General features: G+C 40.9%; 16 protein-coding genes and 1 tRNA gene. 9 read left to right on the top strand and 8 right to left on the bottom strand.

Annotated features, from left to right (window positions below):
- Window positions 1-57 precede the first annotated feature (57 nt).
- Complete coding sequence (locus tag Bealeia2_RS07450) at window positions 58-1758, top strand: monovalent cation:proton antiporter-2 (CPA2) family protein (protein ID WP_331256418.1); 1701 nt, start codon at window positions 58-60, stop codon at window positions 1756-1758.
- Here Bealeia2_RS07450 and Bealeia2_RS07445 read toward each other — a convergent pair.
- Together Bealeia2_RS07445 and Bealeia2_RS07440 are read right to left on the bottom strand one after the other, a co-directional pair.
- The gene (locus tag Bealeia2_RS07445; protein ID WP_331256417.1) at window positions 1755-2363 is read right to left on the bottom strand and encodes a hypothetical protein; all 609 of its coding nucleotides are present in this window, start codon (window positions 2361-2363) and stop codon (window positions 1755-1757) included. The two genes, Bealeia2_RS07450 and Bealeia2_RS07445, sit on opposite strands and share 4 nt — an antisense overlap.
- A gap of 292 nt (window positions 2364-2655) precedes the next feature.
- Window positions 2656-2940 carry a hypothetical protein gene (locus Bealeia2_RS07440; protein WP_331256416.1) on the bottom strand — a complete coding sequence of 95 codons (285 nt, stop codon included), beginning with the start codon at window positions 2938-2940 and terminating at the stop codon, window positions 2656-2658.
- A 209-nt stretch (window positions 2941-3149) separates the two neighbouring features.
- Between Bealeia2_RS07440 and fliQ the strand changes: the two genes are divergently transcribed.
- The 4 genes from fliQ (at window position 3150) to Bealeia2_RS07420 (ending at window position 6173) form a co-directional block, all read left to right on the top strand.
- Window positions 3150-3425 (top strand): flagellar biosynthesis protein FliQ, encoded by a 276-nt coding sequence (fliQ, locus tag Bealeia2_RS07435; protein WP_331256415.1) that lies wholly within the window; start codon window positions 3150-3152, stop codon window positions 3423-3425.
- Window positions 3426-3473: 48 nt separating this feature from the next.
- On the top strand, window positions 3474-4187 hold the full coding sequence (locus Bealeia2_RS07430) for a flagellar biosynthetic protein FliR (RefSeq protein ID WP_331256414.1): 714 nt from the start codon (window positions 3474-3476) through the stop codon (window positions 4185-4187).
- Window positions 4188-4196: 9 nt separating this feature from the next.
- The gene (gene flhB / locus Bealeia2_RS07425; RefSeq protein ID WP_331256413.1) at window positions 4197-5276 is read left to right on the top strand and encodes a flagellar biosynthesis protein FlhB; all 1080 of its coding nucleotides are present in this window, start codon (window positions 4197-4199) and stop codon (window positions 5274-5276) included.
- A gap of 102 nt (window positions 5277-5378) precedes the next feature.
- Window positions 5379-6173, top strand: a complete 795-nt coding sequence (locus Bealeia2_RS07420) for a hypothetical protein (RefSeq protein WP_331256412.1) — start codon at window positions 5379-5381, stop codon at window positions 6171-6173.
- A gap of 485 nt (window positions 6174-6658) precedes the next feature.
- Here the strand turns inward: Bealeia2_RS07420 and Bealeia2_RS07415 are convergent, their stop codons facing one another.
- On the bottom strand, window positions 6659-7180 hold the full coding sequence (locus tag Bealeia2_RS07415) for a hypothetical protein (protein ID WP_331256411.1): 522 nt from the start codon (window positions 7178-7180) through the stop codon (window positions 6659-6661).
- A gap of 146 nt (window positions 7181-7326) precedes the next feature.
- Between Bealeia2_RS07415 and Bealeia2_RS07410 the strand changes: the two genes are divergently transcribed.
- Both Bealeia2_RS07410 and Bealeia2_RS07405 read left to right on the top strand, forming a co-directional pair.
- A complete protein-coding gene (locus Bealeia2_RS07410; protein WP_331256410.1) occupies window positions 7327-7782 on the top strand; it encodes a hypothetical protein in 456 nt (151 codons plus the stop codon).
- Between the two features lie 65 nt (window positions 7783-7847).
- Window positions 7848-8342 (top strand): hypothetical protein, encoded by a 495-nt coding sequence (locus Bealeia2_RS07405; RefSeq protein ID WP_331256409.1) that lies wholly within the window; start codon window positions 7848-7850, stop codon window positions 8340-8342.
- A 273-nt stretch (window positions 8343-8615) separates the two neighbouring features.
- Here Bealeia2_RS07405 and dnaN read toward each other — a convergent pair whose 3' ends face one another.
- The 3 genes from dnaN to rpsT all read right to left on the bottom strand — a co-directional run bounded on the left by dnaN (window position 8616) and on the right by rpsT (window position 11456).
- Entirely contained in the window at window positions 8616-9770 is a 1155-nt protein-coding gene (gene dnaN, locus Bealeia2_RS07400; RefSeq protein WP_331256408.1) for a DNA polymerase III subunit beta, read from the bottom strand.
- Window positions 9771-11102: a chromosomal replication initiator protein DnaA gene (dnaA, locus tag Bealeia2_RS07395; RefSeq protein ID WP_338453563.1), complete on the bottom strand. Its 1332-nt coding sequence runs from the start codon at window positions 11100-11102 to the stop codon at window positions 9771-9773.
- Window positions 11103-11192: 90 nt separating this feature from the next.
- Window positions 11193-11456, bottom strand: coding sequence for a 30S ribosomal protein S20 (gene rpsT, locus Bealeia2_RS07390; RefSeq protein ID WP_331256406.1), 264 nt, complete (start codon window positions 11454-11456; stop codon window positions 11193-11195).
- Window positions 11457-11565: 109 nt separating this feature from the next.
- On the opposite strand from rpsT, the gene Bealeia2_RS07385 reads away from it, so the two are divergent.
- Window positions 11566-13125: a L,D-transpeptidase family protein gene (locus Bealeia2_RS07385; protein WP_331256405.1), complete on the top strand. Its 1560-nt coding sequence runs from the start codon at window positions 11566-11568 to the stop codon at window positions 13123-13125.
- On the opposite strand, the gene Bealeia2_RS07380 is transcribed toward Bealeia2_RS07385, so the two are convergent.
- A complete protein-coding gene (locus tag Bealeia2_RS07380) occupies window positions 13106-13666 on the bottom strand; it encodes a thioredoxin family protein (protein ID WP_331256404.1) in 561 nt (186 codons plus the stop codon). The genes Bealeia2_RS07385 and Bealeia2_RS07380 overlap by 20 nt on opposite strands.
- 89 nt (window positions 13667-13755) lie before the next feature.
- Window positions 13756-13841: transfer RNA gene (locus Bealeia2_RS07375), tRNA-Leu, on the bottom strand.
- A 124-nt stretch (window positions 13842-13965) separates the two neighbouring features.
- On the opposite strand from Bealeia2_RS07375, the gene Bealeia2_RS07370 reads away from it, so the two are divergent.
- Window positions 13966-14547, top strand: a complete 582-nt coding sequence (locus Bealeia2_RS07370) for a YqaA family protein (RefSeq protein ID WP_331256403.1) — start codon at window positions 13966-13968, stop codon at window positions 14545-14547.
- Window positions 14548-14602: the final 55 nt, after the last annotated feature.

Raw genomic sequence — 14602 nt, 5'->3', positions numbered from 1 at the left:
TTCGTGTATAACATAAAGAACATTTACTCATAATTAATCTTCATATTTGGGACGCGCGTGCTGGATCAACCGGGATATCTTGACAATATACTTGTTTTTTTAATTGCAGCCGTTGGTGTTGTCTTCATTTTTCGGCGCATGAAAGCCAGTCCTGTCTTGGGATATTTGGTCGCAGGGATGCTAATTGGGCCTTCAGTTTTGGGTCTTATTCGCGATGTGAATGAAGCACGATTCTTGGGTGAATTGGGCGTGATTGTGATGCTCTTTTCCATAGGGCTCGAGCTGCCCTGGCAACGACTTCAATCTTTAAGAAAATACGTCTTTGGTCTGGGAATCTCACAAGTTTTGGTCACGGCCTTTGTGATGATCAGCGTGGCCCTTCTTTTTGGATTTGCCCCCAAGGCTGCCATTTTGGTGGGAAGCGCGTTGGCACTTTCCTCCACAGCCATTGTTTTGCAAGTTCTTTCCGAACGGAAAGAGTTAGGTGCCAGATCCGGTCGTGCAGCTTTTGCCGTTTTACTTCTCCAAGATTTAGCTGTTGTCCTTCTGCTTGTGATTATTGCGACCTTTGGTAAAAATGAGGAATCGGTTTGGATTCAATTGCTCTTCTCGTTCCTTAAGGCGATTTTAGCCCTTGTTCTGATTGTGTTCCTCGGGCGCATTGTGTTTCGCCCTCTTTATCGCGTAATGGCCAGTACTGGAAATCCTGAGCTTTTTATGGCCACCACCTTCTTGGTATTGTTGGGCACAAGCTTTTTTACGGAAGTGGCGGGACTGTCATTGGAGTTGGGCGCATTTTTGGCAGGCATTCTTTTGGCAGAAACCGAATATCGCCATCAGATTGAGGCGGATATTGAGCCTTTTCGGGGGCTTCTTTTAGGTGTTTTTTTTATGTCTGTGGGTATGGGAATCCATGTGGAGACGCTTTTAAGTAACTTTGCGCTTGTGGTGACAGTTCTCTTTAGTCTTTTGTTGGTTAAAGCGGTAATTCTCTTTTTCCTCTGTCGCGTTTTTGGATTGAGAACATCAACGGCTATTCGTGTCGCTTTGCTTCTGGCCGGTGGTGGCGAATTTGTATTTGTGATTTTCTCCCCCGATGTGATCCATAATTTCCTTTCCCAAGGTGTCGCTGACGTCCTTTTTGTGGTGGTAGGACTTTCCATGGCCTTAACGCCACTTTTGAGTACTTTTGGAAAAAAACTTGCCATGTTCTTTGAAGTCTCAGAAGTCAAAGCCGATGTTAAACAAGCTCCCCAAGAAGTGGCTGAACTTTCAGGTCATGTGATTATCGCAGGATACGGTCGCGTGGGACAGATGGTGGGGGACATGCTTTCCGAACGCCTCATCCCTTATGTGGCCATTGACAATGATATGCGGCGCGTCACAGAAGGGCGCCTTAAGGGATTGCCTGTATTTTTTGGGGATGCACGGCGCCTTGAGGTTTTGCGCGCTATTGGTGCCGAGAGTGCCAGTGCGGCTGTTGTAACATTGAAGCAAATGACGTCCTCGGTCAGGACTGTAATGACCATTCGCCGGCATTTTCCAGAAATCCCCATTTGCGTACGAATTCGTGATCAACAGCATTATGAGAAACTCTCAAACTCAGGTGCTCTTTTGGTAGTCCCAGAAACTCTTGAGCCAAGTTTGCAGCTGGCATCCGAAGTTTTGCGTGCGGTGGGTACCCCTTCTGATGAAACCTTCAAAATCGTTGAAGCTTACCGCCGTCAGCAGCTCCACCTCCAGGAGGGGGGGAGTTAATATTCTCCCCACGGGTTTACTTTTTTTCGGTAAGGGTTATTTTCTGGTTTAAATGATGGCGGTGTATTGGTGAACATTTTTGAAAATTTCTGATTGAGTGTATCTTGATCTTCTGAGCTTATTGATTTTTCCTCTTCATCGGAATCAGAGTTAAAGTCAAATCGGGGTTTTTCTGAATTTACTTCTTGGGGGAGTATTTTGTCATCATCGTCCAAGGTAAACAATAAATCATCCTCTTCAAAGTCTTGTTTATTATCTTGTTTATTATTTTTTGTGATTTCATTTTCCTCAAATTCAGTCTTATTTTTAGATTTGGTCTTTTTTGCGCTTTGAATATCAATCGATGAAGATTTTTGGAAAATTGGTTTAGGGGGGCTATTAGTGATCATTGGATCTAATAATTTTTCAGGAAAAATAGGTTGATTGGGCAGGGATGAGGGATGAAATCTTGTTTGAGTGTTAAATGTCTTCATCGGAACGTGTTGGGTTGGAATGCCATCTGTTGACTCCCAAAGCCAACTTTTACCATTACCGAACATCGCGTCTGCGGAAAAAGAAGATCCTCCTGACGTGAGGATTGTGAGACTGAAGATTAAATTACGCATGGACACCTCTTAAAAATCAACATCTGAATCTACATGCACAAAAGCGCAAGTTTCATCAAGAGGAAATGCTTTGATCTCCAGAAAAACACAAAAAATTTAAGAAAGCCTTAAAATGAAAAAATAATCATTGCAGTATCAGTTTTAAAGGCAGAGGTGCGTTAGTTTTCAATGTTTTTGTATTTTTTCTTCTTAAGTTTTGCAAAGTCATTTTTTAACTCTTGGGCAACACTAGAGGCGTGAGCAATTTTACTACGTTTAGTCCTCTTTTGTCCGGTTGATTTTTCAGCGTTTATCAAAACATTTTCCCAAAACTGAATTTGATATTCAAGTCTTTCTTGGCGTAGAGATAATATTCTTGAATCGTTCTGGCTTTTTGGGTCGTTACAAGAGGTTTTTCCTGAGCTGGCGTAGAAGGTTGAGTGGCTACAGTTATACCTGCGGGAACATTAAAACCAATGATTTTGGTAAAGGTGGGTGTTTTTGGAATTGTATCTTCTTCATCATTATTCATAGATTTTCCCACAAAAGAAAATCCGCAAAAGGCAAAAACTGTAAGACTAAAGATTAAATTGCGCATGGCCACCCCCCTCTCAAAAATAAAATTTTATTTATATTACATACGCAAAAGAGCGCGTTTTCATCAAGAAGAAATTCTGCTAATCTCTAGAAATGTCTTAAGATGGGGGGCTATAAGCAATCTGTGTTGGTCTGTTTTATGCGCCATTATATTTCTAAACTCAATATTTTAAATTAGAGGAAGGCTATGACACAAGTGAGGAACATCCCATGACTGGCGCTGAAGTTATCGATATTGCCAGGGAAGGCGTTTTGGTCATGCTCAAGTTGGGCTTACCCCTCATGCTTGTGGCGCTGATTGTCGGTTTTATTATTTCGCTCATTCAAGCCTTAACTCAAATCCAGGAAATGACTTTAAGCTTTGTTCCTAAAATTTTGGCAATCTTTGTCGCATTCATTCTTCTCCTTCCTTTTATGGGTATGACCATGGAAAATTTTGGAAATGAAATTTTTCAAAGAATTGCAGGCATTGAGAGCGGTTCTTAATTTATGGCCACTTTAAATCCCATTTTATTAAATGAGCTTTGGCCATATATGGTAGTGTTTTGCAGGGTTGCAGGCGTTCTTATGGTGCTTCCAGGATTTTCTGAAAATTATATTTTAGGGCGCATGCGAGTTTTGATGGCTATGCTATTTTCTCTCGTAATGACACCTGTCCTCAGTAGCTCGATTGTCACCCAAGAGATTGGAAGTGCGGCTTCATTAGGAACGCTTCTTCTTGAATTTGGAATTGGTGTTTTTATTGGGACATTGTCCCGTATTGCGATGTCTGCCATGGATGTGGCCGGAAATATTATTGGATTTCAAATTAACTTAGCGAATGCTTCGGTTTTCAATCCTGCACAAGGTGATCACGCTGCTGTTACGTCCTCCTTTTTAGGAATGATGGCCCTGATTATGATTTTTGTGCTGGATCTTCACCATTTAATGATTCGTGGAATGGTTGAGAGTTTTGAGATTATCCGACCCGGTTATTTTCCCCTTGAGGATATGTCGCAAAGCATTCTTCATATTGTGGCACAAAGTTTTATGATTGGCGTAAAGATGTCTGCGCCCTTTATTATTATCGGAACGCTTTATTATATCTCCATTGGTCTGATTAATCGACTTTTGCCCCAAGTGCAGTTTTTCTTCGTGGCACAACCTTTGGTGCTGGCTTTGGGAATAATTGCCATTTACGCAACACTTCAAGCGATCATGACGGTGTTTTTAGATTTTGCAACACCTGTCTTTGCTGGATTAAGGTAGGGGAGGGGTATGTCAGACGAGAAGGATGCCTCTCAAAAGACAGAAGAAGCCACCCCCCATAAACTGGAAGAAGGGCGGAAAAAAGGTCAAATTCCTCTTTCAAAAGAGGTCAATCATTTCTTTGCGTTTTTGGTGTGCTGTATTTTGGTGGGGATTTGGTCGCCGTCTATTTCTCGAAACTTAAGCAACGCTCTTAGACCTTATTTTGAAGCGGCGCATACCATTGTGCCAGAAGGGCACTCTTATATTGAATTTATTTCAGGCACACTTTGGCGAGTGACATTAATTATGATTTTGCCACTCTCTCTTTTTATTGTGGCGGGTGTGATCTCAGCCCTTTCTCAAACTCAGTTTTTAATTTCAGCCGATCCTTTAAAGCCTAAGTTCGAGCGTATTTCCCTCATGAAAGGCATCAAGCGTCTTTTTTCTTTAAAATCAATGGCCGAGTTTTTTAAGGGTCTTTTGAAAATGTCCATTGTGGGGGGGATTATTTTCTGGGTGATTTGGCCGGAAGTTTCACGGTTAGATGTGATCGTCACTTTGCCCGTGAGTGAGATTTTGAATGAACTCAAGACAGTGATTCTGGATCTTTTTATTGCGGGCGCCGTGAGCCTTGCTGTGATTGCCGGGTTTGATTATTTCTTCCAGCGTTTCCAATTTCTTAAAGAAATGAAAATGAGTAAGCAGGAAGTGAAAGAAGAGCATAAGCAAATGGAGGGGGATCCGCACCTTAAAGCCAAAATCAAAAGAATGCAGCGGGAGATTTCTCAAAGCCGAACCCTTGAAAAAGTGCCTGAGGCCACAGTCCTGATTATGAATCCAACCCACTATGCGGTGGCATTGAAATGGGAGGAAAAAATGCCTGCACCAAAAGTCATTGCTAAAGGGGTGGATACGCTAGCACTTAAAATGCGAGATGTGGCGCAAGAAAAACATGTGACCGTTGTCCAAAATCCCCCTTTGGCGCGTATGCTTTATGCCTCTGTCAAAGTGGATCAATTTATCAAACCCGATCAATATAAGGCCGTAGCTCAAGTTATTCGTTACGTTATGGATCTGGAAGCAAAGAAAAAAGAGCAAAGGCTCTAAAGTGAACAGTCTTGAATTTTTCTGCTGGATGAAAAGGTGCTTGTGTATTTAGGTTTTAATTGTATATGATAAAAATAATTTATCCTTAATTTATGGTGTGAAATGAATAAGTTAATTAAAGTAATCTTGGTCTTAGGGTGTTTTTCAGTATGTCATGCGAAAGCCACAGGGGCTTACTCAGTGGGTGATGAACATCAAGATTCTAATATTGAACTCAAATATATTCCGAATTATATTTTAGTAAAATATAAGAAAATGTCAAAGGAATTAGAGGAAATAATTTCTAGTTTTGATTATAATAATAAAGAAGATTTTATATTTGTTGATCATCCCATCCAAAAAAATATTCTGCTTAAAGTTGATCATATTGCAGAAGATGATAAAAATAATGATTTTTTCTTAAAAAGACTTCGGGATGATTTAAGAAAAACCTACAACACACTGAGGGACAAAGATTTCTTTCATATAACTTCTACTAAGTTTCGCCTTGTTTTTAACCTCACCATCCCCCAGAGCTTAGCTGTATTTTACAATCAAGTCGCCTCGGATTTGTCTCTTAATTATATGGAAATAATTAAATTAAGAAAATATATATTGAGTATTTCAGGTTCTGAAAACGAAACGGGACGAGCTATATATTATGCAGTATTTTTAAGCCGAAAGAAAATAGTCGAAGACCTGTCCGATGTGATCCATGCGTTGCGTCCTCATGTTTTGAGATCTAAAATGAATTTCTCTGAGATTGATATCCAGCAAACGCTTGAGGCTACTGAAAAAGGTTTGAAAAAAATATCAGAAGCTGAACGTCAATATTGTATTGAAACAGCACAAATAGCTCAAAAGGCTTTTTCATCCCTCGAAGGTCAGGAGATTTTGAAAAAACTTCAGAATAAATGACACAGATCTGGCTTTGATCTTCTAAGTTGAAAGGCAAAAAAACTGATTAATTTTTATCTACTGATTCTGTGCTGATAGATTTCCATAAAAAATAGGGAGATCTCTTATGAAAAGATTGTGTATCGCCGCACTATTGTTTTCCTCTCAATGAAAGCGGTTGAGATGGATGATAAAACTTAGTGCTCAAGTAGACCTGCAAAAAGTCCGGGGGCCTATGTCCAAGATGTTTACAAGAACACTCCATCAACATTTTGGATGTAGGGCATCTTTTGATTGATAATATTGATATTGGCTAACCTCAAAGTCGAAATGCAATAGTATGGTAAGGTACTATTGCATTTCGACTTTGAGGTTAGCGTGTAGTGATGTGGGATGCTGTTGATGTATATAATTACTTAAATCCACCTTTAAAATTAGGCAAAAAATTTAAGAAAAACCCAAATTAAAAAAATAAAAATGATTTTTTAATTGAAAAGAAAAAATTTCTATTTCCCCCCTTTTTCTTTGGCCTCTTGAAGGAAATTATTAGTATATACCTCAATTCCAAACCCCACAAACCCTGCAATTTCAAGGACAAAGTTTCCCACCGAAACCCAACGTGTTGTGGTGGGCTCTGTATTTGCAAAAACTGTCACCATTGTTAATATAGTTGATCCAAAAAATGAAATGTATTGGGTTCCTTTTGCAATCCGGGTCATCAGAAAAGAAAATTTACTACAGGTTTGAAAATATTTTTTCTCAAACTCCTCTTCAGACATTTCTACTTTTAAGAGCTTTGGACTTGAAGGATCGCTGTGATGTTCCTCAGTTTTATTATCGATGCGAATGCTGATTTCATCTTTCTTCTCCTCCTCTTTCACTAAATTCTGTTTTTGAGGGGGTGTAATTGAAGAGGTGGGCTCTGTAGTCGATGAATTATGCTTTTTATGTCCTGCAATGGCACTTTGAGGGCCGTTTAAGAAAAGTAAACCGAGAAAAATGATGAAGATGGATTTGAAAACTTTCATGTGAAAATGCCCTCTATAATCATATCGGGACTAGGATTAGAGAAAAAATTTTAAAAAAGTATTAAAATATAATAAGTTTTTAGACGTTTTCGTGCAGCGGTTTTTTATGGTAAGCTAACTTCAAGAAAACAGAGTGAAGTTTCAAAATGAAAAAACAACTTATAATATCTACGATTATTCTTTTCAGCGCAATTTTATTGACAAATGTTCATGATCTTAAAAGTCAGACAAGTGAGGATTGTCAGAAAATCTACAAGGGATATCTTGATACGGTGGGTCAATTTTATGATGCAGCAAACGCACTCAATAATGACACATTGTATCAGAAATATCCAAAATTCCTAGCCGCAGTTAAAGCTGCGACCTTATCTCGATCAAATCTTGCGAATGCTATCAAAACTTATAATGGTCAAATTCAAGGTGCTTATACTATTGAGAAAAACTCAGACCTTGAAAGTTTAGCAGGAGTAGGTATGAAGAGGCTTCAGGGTCAAGTTGACTCCATTGAAAACAAAATTGATAAATGGAAAAGTACAAAATGTAAGGCATTCTGTAATTGCCTGCTGGGCAGTGAGTATTGTAAAAATAATTGTAATTCATAATAAATATGGTGAACATTTTAATTTTAGTACTGTTTAGATTTCAAAAAACAGAGGAAAGTTTCAAAATGAAAAAACAACTTATAATATCCGCGGCTTTGATTTTCAGTGCTAGCTCATTGACAAGTGTTCATAAGCTTAACGCCAAAGAAACCCATCCCGCGTTAAATACGGATGATTGCCAACTCATTGTGAATGAATATTTAAATACTGTGACAGAGTTTTATGGCGCTGCATCTGCTTTTAATGATAAAATGTTATATGAACAATATCCTGATTTTTTAGAGGCAATTCAAAATGCTGGGCGAGAGAGTCAAAAACCAGAGTATGCGCATCTTTCAAATACAATAAAGACGCTCTATAACCAAATTCAGGGAGCTGCTGAAAACTACCAAAAAGATACCAACTTTACAGGTTTGACAAAGAGTGGGCTTGAGCGTCTTCAATCACAAGTAGACTCTATCGCTCATAAAGTTAAAGCCTGGAAAGTCAGTTGTAAGCAAGAATGGCAATGTTATTTGGGAACCGAAGGAACAAAGTGTAATAAATCTACAGCGCAGTAAGAGTGAACGATTTTAAGGGCTTTGTTCGTGAGGGGCCCAGGGCTCAGATTTGTTCAATAGTTTGCACGTCAGAGTGTGAACTATTTGAAGCTAAATACAAACGCTTCTGACGCATTTAAACACAATCGCAGCGTGAGTGTTCTTTGAATCACTCCCGAATAAAGGCGATTTTAGCCCTCCCCCTGCTTAATGGGGGAACCTGTTTCATTCGTGCACAACCAACTGCGACTGCGCAAAATGCAAGGATCTGTATGATGAGCTTTTACTTCTTCTTCATACACGCATGGGCATGAGAACATAAAGAACATGTTCATCCAGAGGATCTCGGGCAATGACGGGAAGGGTGGCATCTCCAAAGATTAATTGAAGTGTTTCGCCTGTCATTTGTTGTGTCATATCGAGGATATACCGAGAGTTAAACCCTACGTCCATATCTTGTCCTGAATAAGTGACTTCGATGTCTTCAGAGGCCCTTCCCCCTTCTTGGTTTTCAGTCAAAAGACGCAATTGGTTGGGCGAGAGATGAAGTTTCACAATACGCGCCTTGTCATTCAAAATGATGGATACACGATCAACGGCTTCTGCGAAAAGTGCCACAGAAACTTCAAGAGGGCTCTCATTACTTTGAGGAATAGCGCGTTCATAATCAGGAAAAGTGCCTTCAATAAGGCGCGAGATTAAGATAGAGGAGCCCAGTACAAAGCAGATTTGTGTTTCAGAAAGAGAGACTTCGACTTGGGTTGCAGCCTCATCAATGAGTTTGCGTAATTCCGAAATTGTTTTGCGTGAGACAATCACGCCAGGTAAACCTTGAGCGCCTGTAGGCAAATCCATCTCGGCTTGGGCCAATCTGTGGCCGTCGGTTGCTACCGCACGTAAATATCCATCTACTGTTGCGTGCAAATAAATACCGTTCAAATAATAGCGTGTCTCTTCGGTCGCCATTGCAAAGCGGGTGCGATCAATCAGACGGGCGAGTTCTTGGGCATGAAGTGTGAAACGATAAGGCAAATCCCCGGCATTCGGGTGAGGAAACTCCTCAGGAGAAATTGTTGCCAGGTGAAACTGGGATTTGCCGGATTTGACTTCCAATTGTCCTGTTTCGGACTTTAATTTTAATAAGACTTCAGACCCATCTTTAAGCTTTTTGACGATGTCAAAAAGGAAATGAGCGGAAACGGTTGTGATGCCTTCTTGAGAGACATGAGCTTCAATCGTTTCGACAAAAGCAATCTCAAGATCTGTAGCCGTCATTTTCAGCTGACCATTTCTGGCCTCAAGCATCACGTTGGCCAAAATTGGAACTGTGTTTTTTCTTTCAACAACACCTTGGCAATGGCCCAGGGCTCTTACAAGGACTGAGCGGTCCAGAATGACTTCAAAACTAGAGGTTGCGGATTCAGTTTTTAAAAGAGCTTGTGCGGTCATTTAGTTCTCCAACATTCGACGTAATAAATCGATATCTTCTCCGATACTCTTCTCGGATATCATTAATTCTTCAACCTTTTTTACAGCATGCATCACGGTTGTATGATCGCGCCCCCCAAATTTCCGTCCGATCTCGGGTAAAGATCTCTGGGTTAGCACTTTACATAGATACATGGCCACTTGTCGAGGCCGTGCAATGGCCCGTGCGCGCCTGGGTGAATGCATGTCCGATAATCGGACGTTATAATATTCGGCTACTTTCTTTTGGATTTCGTCCATGGTTACGCGTCTGTCATTGGCACGTAATAAATCGCGCAAAACATCTTGTGTAGTCTCAAGAGTAATATCACGGCCGACCAAAGTTGAATGAGCTACAATACGGGTTAAAGCGCCCTCAAGTTCGCGGACATTCGAGCTAATTTTATGGGCGAGAAATTCAAGAACTTTGGAGGGAACATCAATTCCCATAGAATCTACTTTGGCTTGGAGGATTCCTAAACGAAGCTCATAGTTCGTGGGATGAATGTCGGCAACAAGTCCCCATCCAAGACGGGATTTCATTCGATCTTCCATGCCTTCCAGATCGGAGGGTGATTTGTCAGCTGAAATAATAACCTGACGATTTTGATCTACGAGAGCATTAAACGTGTGAAAGAATTCTTCTTGGGTTGAATCTTTCCCGCTGATGAATTGCACGTCGTCAATCATCAAAACGTCAACAGAGCGAAATTGTTCTTTAAAGGCCATTGTATCTTTAAAGCGCAGCGCTTTAATAAACTGATACATAAATTTTTCAGCAGAAAGATATATGACTTTGCGCTCAGGGTGGCACTTTTTAATGTGCCAGGCAATAGCATGCATCAAATGGGTTTTTCCGAGTCCTACTCCTCCATAAAGGAAAAGCGGATTGAATGTGACATCTTTGGATTCAGCAACTTTTCGTGCTGCAGCATGAGCAAGTTCGTTAGATTTTCCCACCACAAAATTTTCAAAGGTAAAACGAGGGTCAAGGGAGGCACTAATAGATTCCCGTTCCTCTTCTGCAATTTCGACGTCTTTTGTAAGTTGAGAGTCGCAAATAATACTCACGCGGCCATAATTATCATTCACCGATTTGAGGTAGTTTCCGATGCTTTGGGCATAATGATTCAGCACCCAATCTCGCATAAAATCATTGGGTGCCGCTAAAACCACACAATCTTCTTGAAGCCCCACAAGGGAAAGCGGATCCAGCCAGCTCGAATATGTCGCCTGGCCATACTCGCGCAAAAGCTGCTCCTTGACTTGGGCCCACTCGTCTTGCAGATTTTTTTGCACGTGTGCGACTTTCATTCCTAACCTCGAGCCAGAAAATGCATAACCCAACAAAGATTGGGGGACCAATAACTATGAAAAAATAAGGGGGAGAAGTTCCCCCTCATATTACGCGAGTTGTGATACGCGTGAAGAAAGACGTGAGATCTTCCGGGATGCCGTGTTCAAATGAAGAACACCTTTTGTGACGCCGGACAACAATTCGGATTGTGCTTCTTGCAAGGCCAACTTCGCATCGGCTTGGTTTCCAGTGGAAATTGCTATTTCTACTTTCTTCACAAAGGTGCGAATGCGGCTGATGCGCGCATGATTTCTTAATTTTACTTTCGTATCGCGACGAATACGCTTTATTGCTGATTGATGATGAGCCATAATAGTCCTATATAAAATTCCACGAAGGATGGATCGAGTATATATACCACTCGCCCCCCTCCCGTCAACAACTTGTGGAAAACTTTTATCAGGAAAGAGGAATTTTAAGATGAACCTTAAAAAATTCAAATTGACAGCACTTCTGCTAATGGTTTCTTCAAATTTAAGCGGAGCCTCAGATTCTAAAGACTTGTTTTATAAAGATCGTGCGGGGCAAATGGCATGGATTGAGAACGGAAAATGGAACGAATGCGCGCAAACTCTCATGGAGAAGCTTGCTCACGTTGAGGAGGAAGGCCTTGACCCCCAAGATTATGCCCCCCAGCTGGCGGCTTTAAAAAAAATCTCAATTTCAGATCCCTCTCAACAGATGAAAGCGGATGAAATTTTAACCTCCCTGACACTTCTTTATATTTCCGATATGAAGGGTGAACGTCTCAATCCCAAAAATGTCGACAAAACCCTTTACATTAAGCCTATTGAAGTCAGTGAGGCTCAACTGTTAAAGGCGTTTTTCTCCAATCCTAAAAGCTGCGCTTGGATTTCAACATTGGGTCCTGCACGCAAAGAATACCAAAACTTAAAAGAGCTTTTAGCGTACTACAAGCGCATCCAAGAGCAAGGAGGGTGGCCCACACTTCCAAAAGGTGTTAAATTAGAAAAAGGAAAAAGCAATGAAGCTGTGCAAATCTTAAGGCATCAGCTGGTCGCCCAAGGGGCTCTTGATTCGGCGCATCAATCCGGAGATCAATTTGATGATACGGTTGAAAGTGCGCTTAAAACTTTCCAAGAAACCCATGGCATTGACCCCAAAGGAAAAATAGGGAATGAGACTTTGGAGGCTCTCAATACGCCCGTTGAAAAACGGATTGAGCAAATTATTGTAAGCCTTGAGCGTCAAAGATGGCTCCCCGATACCTTAGGTGCGCGTCACATTTTTGTGAATATTGCAGGGTTTGAATTAGAGGCCGTTGATAACAATAAAATTTTATTCACAATGCCTGTGATCGCTGGGCGGGCCTATCGCAAAACACCCAGCTTTTACGCGCAATTAAACGAAGTGATTTTTAATCCTTCCTGGCATGTTCCTTACAATATTGCCGTCCAAGACAAGCTTCCCAAACTGCAAAAAAATCCTAATGCGTTTTCTGGCAAGGGCTATAATTTTTATGATAGTGCGGGCAATGCCGTAAGTGCATCCTCGATTAATTGGAGTTCTTACTCCTCTGGCAATTTCCCCTATCAAATTGTGCAAAGTCCAGGATCTGCCAATGCTTTGGGGAAAATTCGATTTACTATTGATTATGCTTCTGCAAATCTTCCTAATTTGGATGTGTATCTCCACGGAACACCAGAGCAAAATCTATTCTCTAAATCAGAGCGTGATTTTAGCTCAGGCTGCATTCGCGTGGAAAATCCTGCTAAACTCGCAAGTTTTGTTTTGAACGATCCACAAGCTTGGACACCTGAAAAAATAAAGCAAGAATCCTCTGGTAGTGATACAAAGCATATCAAACTCAAATCACCTTTGCCCGTTTACATCACTTATTTTACCGTCTGGAAAGACGAACAAGGTCGCGCCCATTTCGTCAAAGACCTCTATGGGCAAGACAAGGAGATGTGGAATGCTCTTCAGCAAAGAAGGAAGCCTATTTTGCCTTCCATTTAATGTTGCAGCCAATGCTGGGTTTTTGTCGGGAGGAAATGGGATGATGGTGAAGCAGGGCTTCAAGCGCGTCTTTCAGATCAGCTCCCGTGACTGGAACGCCATTTCCAGGTCGTGAATCATCAAATTGTCCCCGGTAAACACATTTGAGATTGCTATCGAATACAAAAAAGTCAGGTGTGCAGGCAGCCTCATACGCTTTTGCAACCTCTTGAGTTTCATCAAAAAGATAAGGAAGTTCATAATTCAATTCTTTTGAGAGACGCTTCATATTTTCAGGAGAATCCTCCGGATAATTTTCAACATCATTGGCGTTAATAGCAATAAACGAAATTCCTTTGTTTTGATATGCCTTGGCCATTGCAAAAAGTTCAGATTGGATATGTTTAACAAAAGGGCAGTGATTGCAAATGAACATTACAACGGTTCCGTGCTGAGATTTTAAATCGTTAAACTTTTTAAAAGATCCGGAAATTACATCCAAAAGCTCAAAACTTGGGGCGGTGGTTCCCAAAGGCATCATCGTAGAAGGGGTAAGTGACATGCTGGTCTCCTGTTTTAAAAATGTACGTTCTAAGATTGTAATTGTCGAAAGATTTGGTGGGTTAAGGAGAAAGGTGTTTTTACGAAGATTGGTGCCCCCGGGGAGACTCGAACTCCCACGTCTTTTGGACAACAGATTTTGAGTCTGCCGCGTCTACCAGTTCCGCCACAGGGGCCCTGTGCGTCTCGACGGCTGCATCATACTTTCAATCTGTCAGGAGTCAATAAAATATTTGCAAAAAATTCATTCCGTGATAGGAAATCTAGAGTTTCTTTCTATTTTTAAGGTATATTTCATTCATGCTTCGGAAATTTTATGATTGGATGCTGAGTTTTGCAGACCACCCTCGTGCGATTTGGGTTTTAAGTGCAGTGTCTTTTGCAGAAAGTTCCTTCTTTCCTATACCGCCTGATCCTCTTTATATTGCGATGTTGTTGTCCAATCGCGATAAAGTCTGGAAGCTTGCCTTTATTTGTACCATTACCTCTGTTTTGGGTGGACTATTGGGGTATGCCATTGGATACTCCCTTTACGAAACTTTGGGAGAATGGATTTTACACACTTATGGCCTTCAAGCCGCTTTTGATAAATTTCAACATAGCTTTAATCAATGGGGATTTTGGATTGTTGCTTTAAAGGGCCTGACGCCTATTCCTTATAAAGTGGTGACTATTGCCTGCGGTTTGACGGGGCTTGATATTTTCAAATTTATGTTGGCCTCCGTTATTGCTCGCGGTTTTCGGTTCTTTATGTTGGCCACGCTCTTTTGGTATTATGGACCTTCCATCAAAACCTATATTGATGAGAACCTCACCCTTGTGACATTTGTAGCTTTGGCTGCTCTTGTAGGCGGTTTTGGAATTATCTACGCGATTGGATGATTTTGGAAATGTTACTTTATGCAACATATTGCGATATTATAAAACATAATCATAG

It is taken from the genome of Candidatus Bealeia paramacronuclearis (genome assembly GCF_035607555.1).
In the GTDB taxonomy this organism is placed as follows: domain Bacteria; phylum Pseudomonadota; class Alphaproteobacteria; order UBA9655; family UBA9655; genus Bealeia; species Bealeia paramacronuclearis.
The sequence above is the reverse complement of the archived record's forward strand: the minus strand, read 5'-3'. Positions and strand labels throughout refer to the sequence as shown.